General features: G+C 56.6%; 20 protein-coding genes. 9 read left to right on the top strand and 11 right to left on the bottom strand.

The features are described 5' to 3' along the window. Nucleotides 1-14: 14 nt before the first annotated feature. The 6 genes from cydX (at nt 15) to CK911_RS09485 (ending at nt 3,796) form a co-directional block, all read left to right on the top strand. Entirely contained in the window at nt 15-125 is a 111-nt protein-coding gene (gene cydX, locus CK911_RS09510; RefSeq protein WP_005337572.1) for a cytochrome bd-I oxidase subunit CydX, read from the top strand. 140 nt (nt 126-265) lie between these two features. Continuing rightward, nucleotides 266-1,225, top strand: a complete 960-nt coding sequence (locus tag CK911_RS09505) for an MBL fold metallo-hydrolase (RefSeq protein WP_098969752.1) — start codon at nt 266-268, stop codon at nt 1,223-1,225. Then, entirely contained in the window at nt 1,218-1,547 is a 330-nt protein-coding gene (locus CK911_RS09500) for a hypothetical protein (RefSeq protein WP_098969751.1), read from the top strand. Before CK911_RS09505 ends, CK911_RS09500 begins: the two co-directional genes overlap by 8 nt. After that, nucleotides 1,535-2,392, top strand: coding sequence for a DUF692 domain-containing protein (locus CK911_RS09495; protein WP_098969750.1), 858 nt, complete (start codon nt 1,535-1,537; stop codon nt 2,390-2,392). The genes CK911_RS09500 and CK911_RS09495 overlap by 13 nt, the downstream gene beginning before the upstream one ends. Next, nucleotides 2,385-3,149 carry a putative DNA-binding domain-containing protein gene (locus CK911_RS09490; RefSeq protein ID WP_098969749.1) on the top strand — a complete coding sequence of 255 codons (765 nt, stop codon included), beginning with the start codon at nt 2,385-2,387 and terminating at the stop codon, nt 3,147-3,149. The genes CK911_RS09495 and CK911_RS09490 overlap by 8 nt, the downstream gene beginning before the upstream one ends. Nucleotides 3,150-3,187: 38 nt before the next feature. Then, the gene (locus CK911_RS09485; RefSeq protein WP_098969748.1) at nt 3,188-3,796 is read left to right on the top strand and encodes a DoxX family protein; all 609 of its coding nucleotides are present in this window, start codon (nt 3,188-3,190) and stop codon (nt 3,794-3,796) included. 98 nt (nt 3,797-3,894) lie between these two features. On the opposite strand, the gene CK911_RS09480 is transcribed toward CK911_RS09485, so the two are convergent. From CK911_RS09480 to CK911_RS09450, 7 genes are all read right to left on the bottom strand, one after another. Further along, complete coding sequence (locus tag CK911_RS09480; RefSeq protein ID WP_098969747.1) at nt 3,895-5,073, bottom strand: MFS transporter; 1,179 nt, start codon at nt 5,071-5,073, stop codon at nt 3,895-3,897. A 564-nt stretch (nt 5,074-5,637) separates the two neighbouring features. After that, the gene (gene dkgB, locus CK911_RS09475; protein WP_098969746.1) at nt 5,638-6,441 is read right to left on the bottom strand and encodes a 2,5-didehydrogluconate reductase DkgB; all 804 of its coding nucleotides are present in this window, start codon (nt 6,439-6,441) and stop codon (nt 5,638-5,640) included. 47 nt (nt 6,442-6,488) lie between these two features. Further along, complete coding sequence (locus CK911_RS09470) at nt 6,489-6,785, bottom strand: putative quinol monooxygenase (protein ID WP_098969745.1); 297 nt, start codon at nt 6,783-6,785, stop codon at nt 6,489-6,491. A 199-nt stretch (nt 6,786-6,984) separates the two neighbouring features. Further along, on the bottom strand, nt 6,985-8,082 hold the full coding sequence (locus CK911_RS09465) for a hypothetical protein (protein ID WP_098969744.1): 1,098 nt from the start codon (nt 8,080-8,082) through the stop codon (nt 6,985-6,987). Further along, complete coding sequence (locus tag CK911_RS21190; protein WP_157774550.1) at nt 8,075-9,028, bottom strand: hypothetical protein; 954 nt, start codon at nt 9,026-9,028, stop codon at nt 8,075-8,077. Before CK911_RS21190 ends, CK911_RS09465 begins: the two co-directional genes overlap by 8 nt. Before the next feature lie 230 nt (nt 9,029-9,258). Beyond that, nucleotides 9,259-9,618, bottom strand: a complete 360-nt coding sequence (locus CK911_RS09455; RefSeq protein WP_098969742.1) for a VOC family protein — start codon at nt 9,616-9,618, stop codon at nt 9,259-9,261. After that, complete coding sequence (locus CK911_RS09450; protein ID WP_098969741.1) at nt 9,605-10,003, bottom strand: DUF6404 family protein; 399 nt, start codon at nt 10,001-10,003, stop codon at nt 9,605-9,607. Before CK911_RS09450 ends, CK911_RS09455 begins: the two co-directional genes overlap by 14 nt. A gap of 194 nt (nt 10,004-10,197) precedes the next feature. Between CK911_RS09450 and CK911_RS09445 the strand changes: the two genes are divergently transcribed. After that, entirely contained in the window at nt 10,198-11,100 is a 903-nt protein-coding gene (locus tag CK911_RS09445; RefSeq protein WP_098969740.1) for a LysR substrate-binding domain-containing protein, read from the top strand. A gap of 130 nt (nt 11,101-11,230) precedes the next feature. Here the strand turns inward: CK911_RS09445 and CK911_RS09440 are convergent, their stop codons facing one another. The 4 genes from CK911_RS09440 to CK911_RS09425 all read right to left on the bottom strand — a co-directional run bounded on the left by CK911_RS09440 (nt 11,231) and on the right by CK911_RS09425 (nt 16,260). Further along, on the bottom strand, nt 11,231-11,464 hold the full coding sequence (locus tag CK911_RS09440; protein WP_098969739.1) for a hypothetical protein: 234 nt from the start codon (nt 11,462-11,464) through the stop codon (nt 11,231-11,233). Between the two features lie 193 nt (nt 11,465-11,657). After that, complete coding sequence (locus CK911_RS09435) at nt 11,658-13,634, bottom strand: methyl-accepting chemotaxis protein (protein WP_098969738.1); 1,977 nt, start codon at nt 13,632-13,634, stop codon at nt 11,658-11,660. Between the two features lie 229 nt (nt 13,635-13,863). Continuing rightward, the gene (gene glpK / locus CK911_RS09430) at nt 13,864-15,366 is read right to left on the bottom strand and encodes a glycerol kinase GlpK (RefSeq protein ID WP_098969737.1); all 1,503 of its coding nucleotides are present in this window, start codon (nt 15,364-15,366) and stop codon (nt 13,864-13,866) included. A gap of 42 nt (nt 15,367-15,408) precedes the next feature. Continuing rightward, nucleotides 15,409-16,260 carry an MIP/aquaporin family protein gene (locus CK911_RS09425; protein WP_042018913.1) on the bottom strand — a complete coding sequence of 284 codons (852 nt, stop codon included), beginning with the start codon at nt 16,258-16,260 and terminating at the stop codon, nt 15,409-15,411. A gap of 498 nt (nt 16,261-16,758) precedes the next feature. On the opposite strand from CK911_RS09425, the gene glpT reads away from it, so the two are divergent. Both glpT and CK911_RS09415 read left to right on the top strand, forming a co-directional pair. Then, the gene (gene glpT, locus CK911_RS09420; protein ID WP_042018914.1) at nt 16,759-18,117 is read left to right on the top strand and encodes a glycerol-3-phosphate transporter; all 1,359 of its coding nucleotides are present in this window, start codon (nt 16,759-16,761) and stop codon (nt 18,115-18,117) included. A gap of 102 nt (nt 18,118-18,219) precedes the next feature. After that, nucleotides 18,220-18,978, top strand: coding sequence for a DeoR/GlpR family transcriptional regulator (locus CK911_RS09415; protein ID WP_068977472.1), 759 nt, complete (start codon nt 18,220-18,222; stop codon nt 18,976-18,978). The last annotated feature ends 215 nt before the right edge of the window (nt 18,979-19,193 follow it).

The following is a 19,193-nucleotide window of genomic DNA, read 5'->3' as shown; positions in this document are numbered from 1 at the left end:
ATAAGGAGGACGCTATGTGGTACTTCACCTGGATTCTGGGCCTCGGCTTCGCCCTGCTGCTAGGCCTGTGCAACCTGCTCTGGCTGGAAGCTCGCTGGCAGGCGGACGAACGGGACGGCAACTGACGGTGGGGGGCACGCGCCCCTCCCCATGGCCGGTGGCTGGCGCTCACACGTCGCCATCGGCCCCTCTCACGCCTCTTTAAACGACACAAACGATACAAACGACACACTTTCAACCGACAACCAACCGACAGGTAATTGTGATGAAACAGAGATTGAAAGCGGTGGCGCTGGCCATCGGGTGCGCGCTCACCGTCGCCCCGGCCTGTGCCGAACCGGTACAACTGACGCCACTGGATAAAACCTTCACCCTGCAGGTGCTCGGCAGTGGTGGCCCCATCTCCGACGATCTGCGCGCCTCCTCCAGCGAGGTGATCTGGTGGAAGGGGAAATCCCGCATCCTGATCGATGCCGGTGGCGGCGTCTACCTGCGCTTCGGCCAGGCAGGGGCCAAGCTCGAAGAGGTCGATTTTATCGGCATCAGCCACTTTCACACCGACCATGTGACCGATTTGCCCGCCCTGCTCAAGGGGGCCTACTTCTTCGAGCGCAGCGATCCGCTGGATCTGGCGGGGCCAGAGGCAGGATCGGCCTTCCCCAGTATGAGCGGCTACTTTGATGCCCTCTTCAACAAGGACAAGGGAGCCTATGCCTACCTGAGCGGTTTCAAGGATGGCACGGATGGCCTCTTTCCCATCAACTTGCACGATGTGCCCTATCAGACCCCGCAGCCCCACACTGTCTATCAGCAGGATGGGCTGACCATCACCGCACTCGGCATCCCCCACGGTGACGTGCCCTGTCTGGCCTATCGCATCGAGAGCGCCGAGGGGACCATCGTCATCTCGGCGGATCAGAACGGCAGCAACCCGGCCTTTGTGCCGTTTGCCAAGGGGGCCGACATTCTGGTGATGCCGCTCGCCATCCACGAAGCGGCTGATCAGGTCTCCGCCTCGCTCCACGCCAAACCGTCGGTGGTGGCCAAGATTGCCGCCGAGGTGAACCCCAAGCTGCTGGTGCTGAGCCACTGGATGGGGGTTGGCCTCAATCACAAGAAAGAGGCGATGGCCATCGTCAAGCAACAGTTCCACGGCCAGATTGTGGCCGCCCGCGATCTCTCCAGCTACCCCGTTTCATCCGTCAAGGAGTCCGCTCATGAGTAACTCAAGCAGCAACAAAACCACCGGCAAACTGACCCTCTCCATCGCCATGACCAGCCTGATTGCCCTGACCCCGGGGCTGGCGCTGGCGGCCACCCCGAGCGATGCGCCGGTGAAAGCCGCCACCAGCGAACAGCACGGCGGCAAGTGTGCGGCGGGCAAGTGCGGCACCGAGAAGCGCTTCGAAAAGCAGGCTTTAGACAGTGACCCGCAAGGGCGGCTGGTACGCGCCCGTGACGGCAAGTGCGGTGTGGCGGAGCAGGGGATTGATGGCGACACATCCAGCAAGGGCAGCAAGATGACGGAGGGGGTATGCGGCCAATAAGCTCCCGCAGTCGGGGGATTGGGCTGCGTCAAGAGCATCTGGATGTGCTCTGCTCCGGCCCCATACGCCCTGGCATCGACTTTCTCGAGCTGGCACCGGAAAACTGGATGGCCATCGGCGGCGCCAAGCGGGCGCAGCTGCATCAGCTGGCCGAGCGTTATCCGCTGGTGGCCCATGGGCTCAGCCTCTCCCTCGGCGATTGCCAGCCCCTCAATCGCACTTTGCTTGACCAGATCCGCACCTTTCTGGACGAGTTCGGCATCGAGACCTACAGCGAGCACCTGAGCTTTTCCCGTGATGACAAGGGTTATCTCTACGAGCTCTTACCGGTGCCACGGCAGTGGGAGAACATCCCCTATCTGGCCGCGCGGATCGAGCAGGTGCAGGAGGCGCTGGCCCGCCCGCTGGTGCTGGAAAATATCTCCTACTACCACGGCTATGACCACGAGATGCCGGAGGAGGGTTTTCTCGCCGAGCTGGTGGCGCGCAGCGGTTGCGAGCTGCTGCTCGATATCAACAACGTTTTTGTCAACAGCCGCAACCACGGTTACTGCCCCAAGCGGATGATCGCCGGGTTGCCGAGCAATGCGATCCGCTATTTCCATATCGCCGGCCATCTGGAAGAGGCGGATGGCACCCTGCTGGATACCCATGGCAAACCGGTGTGCGAGGAGGTGGTGGCGCTGGCCCGTTATACGGTGCAGACCCATGGCCTGCGCCCCCTGCTGCTGGAGCGGGATCACCATCTGCCGTCGTTGCCTGAGCTGGAAGCCGAGCTGGCGTGGGTGCATGGCGCCTGTTGTGAGGCGCTCGACAGTCAGGTGCGGGAGGTGCGCTATGGATAGACGGTTATCTCTGATCACATCGCCCAAAACGGCCCCGCAGCGGATGCAGCAGCAGACCGCCTGGCTGGCAAGCCGGGTGCGGCTGCCGCAGGATGGCATCGCCAGTCACTATGCCCGCAGCGTGCGCGCCAATGTGGCGTCGGTGCTGGAGAGCGCTTTTCCGCTTACCCACGGCCACTGGGCGCCGGTGGACAGAGGGCAGCTGGTGGAGGGCTTTGTCATCGCGCACGGTGCCGAGGCTCCCGAGTTTCACCATATCGCCACCGAGTTTGTCCGCTATGTGCAGCATCGCCACCGCGAGGGCACCCTCAACTGGCCCAAGCAGCGGCTGGCGCTGCTGGAGTACGAGTGGGCCTGCCTCTGTGTCGAGATTGATGAAGGGGTGGTGCCGCCAGTGTTGCCGGGGGAGGAGGTGACGGCGGAGAGCCCACTTTGGCTCAATCCCACCCTGCAACTGCTTGAACTCCCCTTTGCCATTCGTCGCAGCGGCGTGGTGCCAACCCGGCAGGGCAACCACTTCTATGGCCTGTTTCGCAGCCCGGATCATCAGGTGGTGACCCAGCGGTTGCGTGAATGGGACGTGGCGCTGATCCAATTGCTGCAACAGCAGCCGGGGAGCACCCGAGCGGCGTTCCAGCAACAGGTGCAACAGGTTCGCAGCGACTTTGATCTGACCGAGTGGGCGCGCCATTTTCACCGGCTGGGTCTGCTGACGCTGCCCGTTGGTGAGCGCCAGCCCGGTGCCCCTTTGCCCTGACGTAGGCCCTCATTTAACAAACACCAAGGAGAATTCCCATGAACAACACCCTGATCCAGTGGTACGAGCGGGCGGTAGCCCAGTGCAAGCGGCTCGATTTTCTGGCCCTGCTGGCCATTCGCCTCTATCTGATTCCGGTCATCTATGTGGGGGCCCACTCCAAGGTGGTGGGCTTTGCCGGTACCGCCGCCTGGTTTGGTGCGCCGATCTCGGAAGGGGGGCTCAACCTGCCGTTCCCGACCCTGCTCGCCTTTCTGGCGGCGGGCACCGAGGTGCTGGGCTGCATCTGCATCGCCCTTGGCCTCTTTACCCGCATCATGGCCATTCCCACCATCTTCCTGATGAGCGTGGCGAGCGCCATGGTGCACTGGAAGCACGGCTGGGACGCCATCGCTACCGGCAGCATGGAGGCCACTGTGCGCCTCAACGGCTTTATCGAGTGGCTGGCCGCCAACTTCCCCGGTCGCTACAACTACATCACCGAGCTGGGTGACCCCGTGATGCTCAATAACGGGATGGAGTTTGCCGCCACCTACTTCGTGATGCTGCTGGTGCTGCTGGTTTACGGCGGGGGCCGCTACGTCAGCCTCGACTACTGGCTCAAGCGGGCGGTGAACAAGGGGGACGTGGTTTCTCGCACGGCATAACAACCAACAAAATAACAGCGCGTGAAAAGAGACGAGCGGCATAAGCCGCTCGTTTTTATGTGATGACGGGAGAGGGCAGAGCTGCCTGCTGGCGTAGCTTATGCCTGACAGGCGGCGAGCCGGACGGCTTCGCGGCGCTCGCTGACATGGGTTAGCCCGTAGGCCAGCAGCACGATAAGGGCGCCGATCCAGGGGGTGTGCATCAGGCCGAGGTGTTCTACCACCAAGCCACCGACCACAGATCCCAGCGCAATGCCGACGTTGAAGGCAGCGATATTGAGACCCGATGCCACATCCACCGCCTTGGGGGTGTGCAGCTCGGCCTGTTTCACCACCAGCACCTGCAGACCCGGCACGTTGCCGAAGGCAAAGGCGCCCCACACCAGCACGGTCAGTACCGCCAGCACCGGATGGGGGGCGGTGAAGGTGAGGGCCAATAGCACCAGCGCCAGACCGGCAAACAGCAGCTTCAGCGCAGGCAACGGGCCCATCTTGTCGGCCAGCTTGCCACCCCAGATATTGCCGATGGCAACCGATACCCCGTAAACCAGCAGGATCAGGCTCACTGCCCCGGCGCTAAAGCCGCTCACCTGCTGCAGGATGGGGGCGAGGAAGGTAAACGCCGTGAAGGCGCCGCCATAACCAAGGGCGGTTTTGGCGTAGACCAACAGCAGCGGCTTGTTGGTCAGTACCGAAAGCTGCTCGCGGATGGTCGAGGCCGCCCCCTTGGGCAGGTTGCTCGGGATCAGCAGCAGGCTGCCCACCATGGCGACCAGGCCCAGCAGGCTTACCACCAGAAAAGTTTCACGCCAGCCAAAGACCTGACCAATCCAGGTGCCGAGCGGTACGCCGGTTACCAGCGCCACGGTGAGGCCGCTGAACATGATGGCGATGGCGCTCGCCGCCTTCTCTTTGGCCACCAGCCCGGTGGCGATGGTGCTGCCCACCGAGAAGAAGACCCCGTGCGCCAGCCCTGTCAGGATGCGGGCCACAATCAGGCTCTCGTAACCGGGGGCCTGCCAGGCCAGCAGGTTACCGGCGGTAAAGAGCGCCATCAGCCCCACCAGCAGCCACTTGCGCGGCACCTTGCCAGTGAGCGCCGTGAGCACGGGGGCACCGATGGCCACGCCAAGGGCATAGAGGCTGACCAACAGGCCCGCCGAGGGGAGCGAGACATTGAGCTGCTCGGCGATGGTGGGGATAAGCCCCACGATCACAAATTCGGTGGTGCCGATCGCAAAGGCACTTAAGGTAAGGGCAAATAACGCCAGTGGCATAACAACTCCTTGGTTAGGGACTCCCGACGGGAGAATGGCGCCAGTATGCCGATGGGTTTTGTTGGCAAAAATGACGGTGACATCAAATTACTTTTGCCAAATCAGCAGCAATGGTGAGGGGGAATGGGGGGGTGGGCGTAACTGAGACAATGAAGGCAAGAGCGGCCGTGCAGAGTTCGGTGAGAGCAGGGGGCAACAGCGTGCAGAGAGTCGGGGGCCAAGGGGGAGCGGTTAAGGTGCAAGGGACAGTCGAGGGGTCGGGAAGCGGTCAGCTGCACGGACGGTAGTAACACGTGGTATTGGAGACAAAAAAGCGGGAGGCATTGTGCCCCCCGCTGGTGCTGAATGTCATCAGAGCGTTATTTGCTCCCTTCTCCCCTTGCGGGAGAAGGGGTGGGGATGAGGGGGCGCTATCTGGTTGAAGGCCTGATGACTTACAGGAGGAGCTTGCCCTCACCCTGACCCTCTCCCACAGGGAGAGGGGATAGCTCGTGGTTGCAATAGGCCCGTGAGGGTTGCTGATATTTGCCGTCGAAGCGAGAGAGCCCATGCCTCCCTTCCCATTTAATCCCAATCCGGTGCAAAGTCCGGGTTGGCGCAGCGCTCGCCCCGCTCCAGTGTGGCGATGGCGGCCATCTCTTCGGCAGTGAGCTTAACCTTGAGGACGGCAAGGTTGGCGGCCAGATTCTCCCGCTTGGTGGAGCTCGGGATCACCGCCATATTCTGGGCCAGCAGCCAGGCCAGCGACACCTGCGCCGCCGATACCCCGTGGCGCTTGCCAATCTCCATCAAGAGCGGCTCGGCGAGCACCTTGCCATAGGCGAGCGGCATATAGGCGGTGACGGCGATACCGTGGGCTTGGCAGAACTCGACCACCTTGCGGTTTTGCAGCAGGGGGTGAACCTCGATCTGCTGATGGTCGATGGCGCCCGGCCCCAAAATCTCGGTAGCCTGTTGGAGTTGGGCCACGGTGAAGTTGGAGACCCCGATCTCCCGGGTCAGGCCCCGGGCTTTGGCCTCGGCCAACTGTTCCAGATAGACCGCCATCGGCACCTCATCCTTGGGGGAGGGCCAGTGGATCAGCGCCAGATCCAGATAGTCGGTGCCCAGTTTTTCGAGGCTTACCTCCAGGCTCGGGATCACCTTGCCCGAGCCAAATTCGCTGGTCCACACCTTGGTGGTCAGATAGATATCCTGGCGAGGCACGCCGCTCTCGCTCATCAGCTGGCCCACTTCGGCCTCGTTGGCATAGATCTGTGCGGTGTCGATGTGACGGTAGCCAAGCTCCAGCCCCTGCTGCAGGGAGTCGCGCAGGGGTTGGCCGGTCAGGCGAAAGGTTCCAAGACCCAGGTTGGGCATCTTCATCATGCTACTCCTCAAACGGGTTGCAAAAGGGCGTTCATCGGCGCGGCTAGTCAGGCGTCCAGCGGCTGATAACGGCGAATAGTGCTGCTGGCAAACCAGGGCTCGGCCTTGACGACAAATTCGGTAAAGTGAGGCTGCCCCTGATGGCGGGTGAGGGCGGTTTCGCTCTCCCACACCTCGTAGAGCATCCAGCTGTTTGGATTGTCCAGATCCTGATGCAGCTGATAGCGCTGGCAGCCCGCCTCTTGCAGGGTGGCCGCAATCAGTGGCTCAAGGGCGGCGCGAAACTGCTCGGCATATTCGGGTTTGGCTTCAAGCTGGGCAATCACAATCACGGGTGATGACATCTGAACCTCCTTGGCAAAAACGAAGGGTCAGTATGCCTGCCGTGACTTGCTGGAAACAGGGCGATTGGCGCAGCAGTGAATTGAGAAGAGAACAACAATGGGGTGAAATAAATGACAAAGACAAATTTGGTGTCAGGTGAGATCTAGATTTGTACAATCCATATGTACAAACCTAGAACTATACATTCAGTAAAACATATTAACTCTTATGTTTTTCATGTAATTTTAATTTGTGTGACTCTAAAAACTTAAGTATATCAAGTTTGATTTTTGACTTTTGTTCTGCGGGCATTTTTCTATGTATGTTGATATTATCGACTTCCATCATTAATTCGCTATTTTCTTCCTGTTCTGGAAAGCAAATAGTTACAGTGCAAGTACCTTGATGCTCATCATCATTAAGCTCATAACTTGATGTAACGCTATATAGCTTTATATGATTTTTTAATTCTTGTTTTATGAAAAAAAGACTTGTATCTAAGCCTTGCCCTTTAAACATCAAATTTTTCACTTTCTCTTCAAACCACTCCATTTCTTTTGGACGGCTATCTTTTAGGTCATCATCTGGTGAGAACGTTACTTTTTTCATGTCCTTATAATACAAGTACATTTCATTCGTTCTAGCCAGTTCCAGCAAGAAACCAATTCTTGCTTCATTTGTAAAGTCGCCAAACAAGATTTGCTGTAAAGGTTGGTCAACAATATAATTATGTTCAGATAGATGCTTATGCACTCTCGTGGATATTTTGTTCAGCACATTAGCGGTTTCTTTTGATGTGTGCTTCATTGTAAGTCTTAAATCAACATTATTATTTGTTAATTTTAATTCAATGGAGCCATTGTGAAAGGAAACATCATCGCCGAAGTTTTTAGTCTTATCAGTTCTTTTTAGCGTAACCTCGGCAATTATATGGTTGGGATCTTTTCCATCTCCTGCGGCGGAAAATGAAGGTACATTATCGATAGATATAACACCGAAAGGGTCATTTATTAGATTTGAAAAATCAAAATCGAAAGGAAGAGCACTAAGTAATGTTTCATCACTATTCCATTTTAAATTACGTGTTCTTATCTTAGGGTTGTCTTCTTTAGATTGGATTGCTTCTTTTAGCAACTCAAACTCTTCAGGAGATATGCCAGTCTTAACAAGAAGTGGCCCTAGAACAACTTTATCAGTTGATGAACTGAAGGTTCCCCTCGATTTTAGGATGGCTTGTATATCAGGAGCTTTAATCATTGAGTTTCCAATAAACTGACGTAAGTAATCACCAGTCGGAATAAAGAAAGAATCACTCATCAGCAAGGCTCCTAAAAGTTGGCAAATAGTTCTTAATGGAAATTTTTATTGAAGTTTCAAAAGAGCTAAGAACTTTTCTTTTTATAGCATCATGGTCATCTGAGAAGTAATCAGGGGTTAATACTTCAAAGTCACTAACATGGTCTAATGTGTTATCTCTACAATATGTTATTAGTTTTGAAAAGTTGTCCTCTGAGAACCCATTTATAGTTGAAACTATAAATTTGTATGTATCATGCTCACCAACTTTTTTCTTCAATAAAAACGGAATTATAGGGCTGGTCAAATATTCGACCTGAAGTTTATTGCTATGCAAAACAATAGTGTTATCATTTAAATTCAATCCAGTGAGCGGGTGATAAAAGTACCACTCCCAATCTTGGTATGTTGATTCTATAAAGTCTATTGTTTTAAGTATAAAAGTTACTTTCTTATTATCTATTACATAAAGTTGTTTTACATCATATTCAGAAATGAATCTGCTGCTTTGTAGTTTAGTAACGAAGTCTGTATCATCATCATCTAAACTTGAAATGAAAAACAAAACTGGAATGTCATTTATTTGAGTGCATCCTTTAAAAGTTGAGCTAATATCTCTTCTTTCAGCAGAGCGTTGAAAGCATTCAGTAGTATGTACTAAATCCCTGATATACCCTTTAAACTTTTCTGTGGCGGATTGAGGGTACTTTGAATCTTTTATATGTTTTATTGAGATAATTAAGTTGTTGAGTGTGTTAGATTCAAGAGATGATTTATAGGAGTATTGAAAATCAATGCCATGTTGTTTTTTCTCACCTCCTTTTGCTTCAGGAAGCGCATGTACCTTAGGGTTGTAACAAGTGTAATACATGCCTTTTTGTGGAGAGTTCCAACCTATTCTACTGAAAAATTTATCTGCAATTTTCTCTCCGACCTCACCAATGGTTTTAGATCTTTCCCCTGCCATCTACCTGCTCCACTTAAATTTTTAAATATATAGGCCACAATCCGTTGATAGAGGTTACCAATCATGGAGTTGGCATCGAATGGCGATGATAATCTATTTGGTCCTCTAATTGGCAGCGCAAAGATCACAAAAATATGCTCAATCAGGTTTTTTGTTGTTGATGCAACTAGAGGCAACGGCTGGCTTGGTATATAGGGTGGGGCTGAATTGTGTCTCTCCACACCTCGCCATCAGGCAGCCGGTTCAGTCCAAACCGCAAACTCATTGCCGCTGGGCTCAACGAAGTGGAAACGGCGGCCACCGGGGAAGTCGAATAGTGGGCGACTGATGGTGCCACCGTGTTGGCTCACCTTGGCTTGAGTCGCGTCAATATCGGCGCTGTAGAACACCAGCAGGGCGCCGCCCTGAGCTGTCAGGTTGCACTGATCCGCCCGATAGAAGCCACCATCCAGCCCCTCATAGGCAAAGGCGCAGTAGTCGGGGCCGTAATCGACAAAGTGCCAGCCAAATACGGCCTGAAAGAAGGCCTTGGTGGCCGCAAGATCCCGTGCTGCAAACTCCACATAGTTCAGTTTTTCATGGGCGTTCATTCAGTTCGTCTCCCTCATCATCAGCATCGGTGGGTTCAGCAAGTTGCTCCCACGGGGTCAGTTTAAGCTGCTTGCGCCGCAGCCAGAGCCAAGATGCCATGGACAGGCCGAATAATCCCGCAAACAGAGCTGTTTGGCGCAGGGCAAATAGCGGATCTATCCCCATGGGTTGCCAGCTAAAAAACCACATCATTACACCCCATACCAGACCAACGCCTACCCCGAATACCAGAACGTTGGTTAGCCAGCCCTCATAGTGAGGCGGTTTGACGGGATAACCGAATCTGCGTGCCAGCCTGCACAGCGGGGGATTGTAGTTGGCATGCCATACCCCTTTGCTTGCCAGTTCCTGATGGGCAGCGGCCAGTCGCTCTTCGAATGTCATGGTGTTCGTCCTTGTGATTGCTTGGTGCTATACGGTGCTTTTCTGGCTGCATTGTACTGACACATCGCGAGTGTGATATGGGCTCGCGGTCACGTTCTTTCTCTGTAGAAAACAAGATCTGGCCTCACCGCACGCTTGCCAATCCACAGCAGCTGCGCCTATAAAAGCCCATTACTCTTGTCCGGATAACAGCAATGAAGACCCATTCTGATGAACTGACCCTGTTTGTGGCGGTGGTGGAGGCGGGCAGTTTTCGCCAGGCGGCGGAGAACCTCGGCATGGACAATTCGGTGGTGAGCCGTGGCATCAAGCGGTTGGAGGAGAAGCTCTCCACCGTGCTGCTCAATCGCACCACCCGCCGGGTCAGCCTGACCGAGGAGGGAAGCTGGTTCTATCAGCGGGCGGTGAAGATCCTGACCGAGATGAGCGAGGCAGAGGGGCATCTGCTGATGCGCCGGGAGCAGCCGGAGGGGATCTTGCGGGTCGATGCGGCCACCCCTTTTATCCTGCACCGACTGGTGCCGATCATTGGCGACTTCCGCCGCCGCTATCCCGCCATCGAGTTGCAGTTGCACAGCTCGGAGGGCTTTATCAATCTGATGGAGCGGCGGGTGGACATGGCCGTCCGCATCGGCGAGCTGACCGACTCCTCCCTGCGCGCTCTGCCGCTGGGTCGTTCGCGGTTGCGACTGCTGGCTTCTCCCGCTTATTTGAGTGAGCGCGGCACCCCGCGCCAACCGGCGGATCTGCTGAGTGGCCACGAGCTGCTGGGCTTTTTGCATCCCGATCACCTCAACCACTGGCCACTGCTCAGTGCCGAGCAGGGGGATCGCTTTGCCATCACCCCCAGTCTGCGAGCCAGCAGCGGTGAAACCTTGCGTCAGCTGGCGCTGGCGGGGCAGGGGATCGTCTGTCTGTCGGACTTTATGACCGGGCCGGATCGGGCGAGCGGGGCGCTGGTGGAGGTGCTGGCCCGCAGCAACAGCGGCGCCTCGCGGCCCATCAATGCGGTCTTTTACTCCGATGCACAGCGGGATATCCGGCTGCGGGTCTGGCTCGATTTTCTCAAAGAGCAGCTGGGCAGCCATACCCTGTAGCGCAGGTTGGTTTGTGCGGTTAGTCGCTGGGGTTTGCTAATCGAAGAACAAGCAGCCAAGCGGTGGATAAACAGACGGCCGACTTGAGGGTCGGCCGCCGGTTCGGGAAGGTGTGCGAGGTGAGGCGGAGTTAGCGGGGCAGTTTGCCCCAGACCCGGCTGAGCAGGGCGCCGCCGATCACCGGCGGAATGGCCAGCAGCAGAGTCCACTGCCAGGAGAGGCCGCCTACTGTGGCCGCCAGTACGATGCTGATCAGTACCACCAGTTGGGCCACCATCATCAGGAAGGTGCCTTCGCGGGGGGTCAGTGTCTCTTTTTGAGTGGCGACGTGGGCTACGGGCGCTTGAGTGGTGGTCGGTTTCATGGTGATATCCCTCTGTTGAGTCTGATATCACTAAGCAATGGCCGTTCCACATTTTTTCATGTTAATTATCAATATGTTGTGCTCTTGCTCGTCATTCCCGTTTCGAGATCGCAGGCAAAATGATTTGCAAAATGAAAACGCCACCCTGCGGTGGCGTGTTGATTATTGAGAGGGAGAGGAAGAAGAGGCGGGCCTAGCCAATTCGGTATTGGCGGATCTGCTCGTCGATGGCCTTGGCCAGTTCGAACAGTTCGCGGCTGGCGGCATTGCTCTCCTGCGCGTGTTCCCGCTGGTGTTCAGCCACCATGGCCAGCTCATCGAGCGCCGTTCTGGCTTGCCCCATCTGTTGATTCTGCGCCTGCGCCAGTGCGCTGATCTCGTTGATCTCGAGGGCGGTCTGGTTGATCTGGCTGGTGGCATCAACCAGCACCTCTCTGGCCTGGTTCATCCTGTTGTATCCCTCTTCGCTCAGGGTGCGGGAGTCTGCCATTGAGCTGCTGGCCTGCCGGGTTCCCTCCTGCAGGCGCAAAATAAGATCCTGCACATCCTTGGTGGCGGTCTGGGTTCGCACCGCCAGCTGGCGTACCTCATCGGCCACTACTGCAAAGCCCCGTCCCATCTCCCCCGCCCGGGCCGCTTCGATGGCCGCATTAAGAGCCAGCAGGTTGGTCTGGTTCGAGACATCACGAATGAGGTTCATGATCTGGGTGATGTTATTGCTGTCTTTCACCACCTCATCGAGCAGGGCCGAGGAGCTGCCGATGCTGCTGCGCAAGGTGTCGAGCCGATCGGCGCTCTGGGTCACATCCTGTTCGATGCTGAGCATATGGTCGGCGATGCGCCGGGTCACGTCGTTGACCCCCTCCGAGCGGCTGGCGATCTGCTCGGCATTGTTGCCGATGGTGGCGACCACATTGGTCAGCTCCTGAATGCTCTGGGCCTGCTGGTTCGCTTCCCCCGCCAGAGCCTGTGCCTGATGGAGGGATTGCGAGGATTGGGCCGAGAGGGCGCTACCCGACTGCTGAAAGCGGGAGAAGCTCTGGTTCAGGCTCTGGATCAGCCGGTTGAAGCTCTGGGCCATCAGCCCCAGTTCCGACTCGTCTGAGAAGTCGAGGCGGGTCGCCAGATCCCGATCGGCGGTGATGTGGTGCATGCCATCGGCAGCCTGGCGAATGGGACGGCTGATGGAGTGGGCCAGCCAGGCCGAAGCCAACATGGCGAGCCCGCCGATAGCGAGTGACACCATGATGATGAGCTGACGGGATTCGTGCAGTCCCTCTTCCAGTTCGGCGCCATTGATCTCGCCGATCAGCAGCCGGTTGAGGGCCGGGATGTAGCGTACCGCGATGAGGTAGGTTTGCCCCTCCAGCGTCAGCGCTTCCACCGCCACCTGATCTTGGGCGTTGGGGGTGAGCCGTTTGACGGTATCGAGGAAGGATTGCTGGTGGTGGGCGGCCCCTTCCTGCTCCTGTTCGGGATGGATTTCGATCTTGCCGTCCATGTCCGCAAGATAGACCTGCCCGCTCTTGCCAATCCGGTAGCTGCTGATGAGTTTGCTCAGCGCGTTCATGTTGATGGAGGTGCCCGCCACCGCCAGGGTTTTGCCCTCGTGGGTAACGGCGGTGTTGATATAGAGGGAGGCGCGCTTGTCAAAGTCGGAGATATCGAGGTTCAGCTCGTAGGGGTGATTACGCTTGAGAAAGCCGTAAAACCACTCATCTTTCGGATCCGACTCATGTAACAGTTTCTGCCCGGTGGGGGCACCACTGAAGTTGAGCAAGGTATGGGTTTGAAGCGGGGCGATAAAGACGTTGCCGCCGATACGCCGCTGCAGATCCTGAAAGTAACGCTCCATCTCGGGCCACTGTGCCTCGGGCATCCCCTGGGCCAGCCAATCGATGACGAAGCTGTTGCTGGCGAGCGCCTGCGCCTCGGTCAGGTGCTGGATCAACTGGGCGGTCAGCTGGTTGGCAATCCGATCCACACTGCTTGGCAGCTCATAACGCTCCACCCGCTGCTGGGCTTGCGTGTGGGAGATCTGCTCGAGGATCAAGGTAATGCAGCTGATGGCAATGGCCATCAGAATGGCTACGCCGGAGAGGATCCGTGTGCGGATCCCGAGCCCCGACCAGAGTGAGTGCAGTGTAAAACGGTGTATCGCCCTCTCCATATCCCTCTCCTGTCATAAATCAGGTCGCATATGCGACCCAGAAGATGATTATAGATAGATAAGTCAATTGTGTTGCGTTGGGGATTGGTAACTGGTCGTAGCAGCAAAATGTGGCGGTATCAGCACGAGGTAAGGGGAGTGACAACATCAAGGGCGCAGGCAAAAAGAGAGGCCGACATTGCTGTCGGCCTCATTAGTTATGTATGTCAAAGGGGAGTCGGTTGCCCGATCAATCCTCTTCAGCCCAGCGGCGTGAACGCTCAACCGCTTTTTGCCAGCCGTGGTAGCGCTTGTCGCGATCGGCGTGATCCATCTGCGGGATGAACTCGCGATCCACACTGAACTTGTCTTGCAACTCGTCAGAGCTTTTCCAGAAGCCAACCGCCAGACCGGCCAGGAAGGCGGCACCCATGGCGGTGGTTTCGATGCGGGTCGGACGCACCACCGGGGTGTGCATCATGTCGGACTGGAACTGCATCAGGAAGTCGTTGGCTACGGCACCGCCGTCTACCTTGAGAGCTGCCAGCTTGATGCCTGAGTCCTGCTGCATCGCATCCAGCACATCGCGGCTCTGATAGGCGATGGATTCCAGCGCGGCACGGATGATGTGGTTGCGGTTGGCGCCACGGGTCAGACCGACCATGGTGCCGCGAGCATACGGATCCCAGTAAGGAGCGCCCAGACCGACGAAGGCTGGCACCAGATAGACACCGTTGGTATCACCTACTTTTGAGGCGAAGTAGTCGGTATCGCGGGCATCGTGAATGAGTTTCAGCTCGTCACGCAGCCACTGGATGGTGGCGCCGCCCATAAACACCGCACCTTCCAGCGCATAGTTCACTTCCCCTTTCGGGCCGATGGCGACTGTGGTCAGCAGACCGTGGCTGGAACGAACCGGAGCTGTGCCAGTGTTCATCAACAGGAAGCAGCCGGTACCGTAAGTGTTCTTGGCCATCCCTTTTTCAAAGCAGAGCTGACCAAACAGGGCCGATTGCTGGTCACCGGCAATACCGGCGATGGGGATGCGGGAGCCGCCGCCACGGGTGGTGTAGCCGTACACTTCGGAAGAAGGTTTGACCTCTGGCAGCATGGACATGGGGATGCCCAGCTCGTCCAGCATCTTCTCGTCCCACTTCAGCTCGCGGATGTTGTAGAGCATGGTACGGGAGGCGTTGGTCGGGTCGGTGACATGCACTTCGCCGTTGGTCATCTTCCACACCAGCCAGGTGTCGATGGTGCCGAACAGCAGCTCGCCGTTCATCGCCTTCTCGCGGGCACCTTCAACGTTATCCAGAATCCATTTGATCTTGGTACCGGAGAAATAAGCATCCAGCACCAGGCCGGTATTTTCGCGCACGTACTCTTCCAGGCCGCGCGCCTTGAGCTCTTCACAGATGCTGGCGGTACGACGGCACTGCCAGACGATGGCGTTGTAGACGGGCTTGCCGGTGGCTTTTTCCCATACCACTGTGGTTTCACGCTGGTTGGTGATACCGATGGCGGCGATCTCTTCGCTGCGCAGGCCGGTCTTGGCCAGCACTTCGGTAAAGACGGAAGATTGGGTTGCCCAGATCTCCATCGGGTCGTGCTCTACCCAGCCCGCTTTCGGGTAGTGCTGGGTGAATTCGCGCTGGGAGGTGCCGACGATGTTGGCATCCTGATCAAACACGATGGCGCGGGAAGAGGTGGTTCCCTGGTCCAGAGCGACGATATATTTTTTTTCAGCAGACATGATGTTCTCCACGTTTCTATTTTCCACGTTTGGGGGCCGCTCTTATGCGGCAGCCTCTTCTTTGGCGGTTTGGGTAGCAGCTTGCTCGGCGGCGGCAACACGGTTGCCCGGCACACAGGGAGCCAGCACTTTGACATACAGAGCGGTACCAAGCTGGGCGCCAACAATGGGGCCAAGGATCGGAACCCAGAAATAGGGGTTGTCACGGCCACCGGTCAGGGCAACATCACCCCAGCCAGCAAAGAACGCGAACAGTTTCGGACCAAAGTCACGGGCCGGGTTCATGGCGAAACCGGTTAATGGGCCAAGGGAGGCACCGATCACCGCAATCAGGATCCCGATCAGCAGGGCGGCAGCGAAACCTTTGGGTGCGCCGTTGTTGTTGTCACCCAGCGCCATGATGCCCAGCATCAGGACGGCAGTGATCACCAGCTCAACCGCGAAGGCTTGCATGTTGTTCAGTAGGGGATTGGGGTAGGTGGAGAAGATCCCGGCGGTGCCAAGGCTCTCGACGCTGCCGCGTACCACGTTGTGGGTCACTTCCCACTGGGTGAAAAGGTTACCATACAAGAAGTAGACAAGGGCCGCGAAGCAGAAGGCACCGGCGATCTGGGCGATGATGTAGGGCACCACCTTGCGCTTGTCAAAGCCGGCGAAGGTCATCAGCGCCAGGGTCACGGCCGGGTTCAGGTGGGCACCTGAAATACCGCCGGTCACATAGATGGCGATGGCGACACCCAGACCCCAGGTAATGGAGATTTCCCACTGCCCGAAGTTGGCGCCTGCCAGCACCAGTGCGGCGACACACCCGACGCCGAAGAATATCAGCAGGCCGGTTCCGATAAACTCGGCGATGCATTCGCCAAGCAGGGTATTGGGTCTTTGTATGCTCATATCTTTATTCCTTATATCCACCCGTAGAGGCCATAGAGGTTTAATGTTCCGTTTTTCATTTTTGTGTCTATCCGTTGCGGCCGAAAACGTTTCCTTGTTGTTTTTGCGTCTTGCGCAAACGTTATGCTCGTTTGCGCTCGTTATCGGACGAGAGAGAAAATAAACCTTCCCGCGAAATTCACCATCCCCCTGCCATGGGAAATGTGGACAAGATCCCACTCATTGCTAAGAAAATGTGACGTATAGCAACTTGATGGCGGCAAGATACCACTAAGGGGGTACTCTCTATCCCTTGTCCAGCAAGGGTTTGAGGCAGATGAGTAACTGCTCATTTGGAACTTTTATTTGTAATAAAAATGAAATATTTGAGCATGCATCACAGATTAAATGAGCGCATATGAGCACAATGGGCTCGCTTACGAATCAGTGGACTCACATGGTTCGTCGGAATGGTCAGGGCATCCTCAACCGCCCATAACAACAATAAGGAAGCAGAACATGCTTAGTCTCTTCAGGCCTGCGGCGCACATCGACAGGCTCCCGGCTGACAAGGTCGACCCCTTCTACAAACGCATGCGTTGGCAGGTGTTTTTCGGGATCTTCTTCGGTTATGCCGGTTACTACCTGGTACGGAAAAACTTCAGTCTGGCGATGCCTTACCTGATTGAACAGGGATTCTCCCGCGGAGATCTGGGTCTGGCCCTCTCCGGGGTGTCCATTGCTTACGGCTTGTCCAAGTTCCTGATGGGGAACGTCTCTGACCGTTCCAACGCCCGTTACTTCCTCTCCGCCGGTCTGCTGCTCTCGGCCGGTATCATGTTCATGATGGGTACCATGCACTGGGCAACCTCCAGCATCGCCATCATGTTCGTGCTGTTGTTCCTCAACGGTTGGGCACAGGGCATGGGCTGGCCGCCTTGCGGTCGCACCATGGTGCACTGGTGGTCACAGAAAGAGCGTGGCGAAGTGGTTGCGGTCTGGAACGTGGCGCACAACGTGGGTGGCGGCATGATTGGTCCGCTGTTTATCCTCGGGATGGGCTGGTTCAACGATTGGCGCAGTGCCTTCTATGTGCCGGCTGCTGCTGCGGCTGCCATCGCGGTGATCGCCTTCTTCGTGATGCGTGATACCCCGCAATCGGTCGGTCTGCCGCCTATTGAAGAGTACAAGGACGACTATCCGAAGGATTACAACGCGAGCCACGAGCAGGAGTTTTCCGCCAAGGAGATCTTCGTCAAGTACGTGCTGCACAACAAACTGCTGTGGTACATCGCCATTGCCAACGCCTTCGTTTACCTCATTCGTTACGGTGTGCTGGACTGGGCGCCGACCTACCTGAAAGAGGCCAAGCACTTTACCGTCGACAACTCCTCCTGGGCTTACTTCCTCTACGAGTGGGCCGGTATTCCGGGCACCCTGCTGTGTGGCTGGATCTCTGACAAGATGTTCCAGGGCCGCCGTGCCCCGGCCGGTATCCTGTTCATGGTACTGGTGACTGTGGCCGTGCTGGTCTACTGGCTCAACCCGGCGGGTAACCCCACCGTGGATATGCTGGCGCTGGTGGCCATCGGCTTCCTGATCTATGGCCCGGTCATGCTGATTGGTCTGTATGCCCTTGAGCTGGCACCGAAGAAAGCAGCCGGCACTGCGGCAGGTTTCACCGGTCTGTTCGGTTATCTGGGCGGCGCCGTGGCAGCCAACGCCATGCTGGGCTATACCGTTGACCATTTCGGCTGGGACGGTGGCTTCATGGTATTGACCGCCTCTTGCGTGGTTTCCATCATCCTGCTGGCGATGACCCTCAAGCACGAGAATATTGCTGTTGCAGCCAAGAAAGCGGCTGCCGGTAAGGCATAAAACGTGATCCTCAGCTTATTGATCCCAAAGGGGATCAGGTAAACTGCCAAAAGGCCCCGCACCTGCCGGGGCCTTTTTTCGTTTCATCATCGGAGTGCAAGCGTGAAGCAAACCCAACGACATCTGGAGATCCTGGACGTCCTGACGCGGCAGGGCTTTGTCTCGACCGACGATCTGGTGACCCATTTTGATGTCAGTCCCCAGACCATTCGCCGGGATCTGAACGATCTCGCCGAGCAAAGCAAGATCCGGCGCCATCATGGCGGTGCCTCCCTGCATTCGAGTACCGTCAATACCGCCTACAGTGCCCGCAAAGTGATGCAACTCAAGGAGAAAGAGCGCATTGCCCGTGAGGTGGCGGCCAATATTCCCGACGGTTCATCGCTCTTTATCGACATTGGCACCACCACCGAAGCCATTGCCCGGGCTCTGCTCGATCACCGGGAATTGCGGGTGGTGACCAACAACCTCAACGTGGCCAGCATTCTGACGGCCAAGGATGACTTCACCGTGATCATCGCCGGTGGCGAGATCCGCAACCGCGATGGCGGCATCGTGGGGGAGGCGACCCGTGACTTTATTGGTCAGTTTCGCATGGACTATGGCGTCATCGGGATTTCGGGCATCGACAACGACGGCTCCCTGCTCGATTTCGATTACCACGAAGTAAAAATTGCCCAGGCCATCATTGCCCACTCCCGTCAGGTGTTTCTGGCTGCCGACCACACCAAGTTTGGTCGTAACGCCATGGTCAATCTGGGTAATCTCAACCAGATCCACGCCCTTTTTACCGATCAGGAGCCACCGGAAAGCCTGACGCGATTGATGGAGCAACACCAGATCGCCTGTCACATCTGCTGAGCGCGGTATGAACCAGCGCTGTGCCGGTCGCCCGTTCGGGCGGCCTCCTTTCTTTATTGTTTCTCTCATTACATCCCTTTCTGGGTATTGCTAAAAACCGTATTCAATTTGGTTTTTTTGGCTATTAACTCACCGATTTCAGCTTGCCCCCCGTTGCTCACCTGACGAGTCCTCCTTGTGCCCTCTGGCGGGCTGTGGCGATCACACTTTCGTTA

It is taken from the genome of Aeromonas sp. CU5 (assembly GCF_002586745.1).
GTDB classification, from domain to species: Bacteria; Pseudomonadota; Gammaproteobacteria; order Enterobacterales; family Aeromonadaceae; genus Aeromonas; species Aeromonas sobria.
The sequence above is the reverse complement of the archived record's forward strand: the minus strand, read 5'-3'. Positions and strand labels throughout refer to the sequence as shown.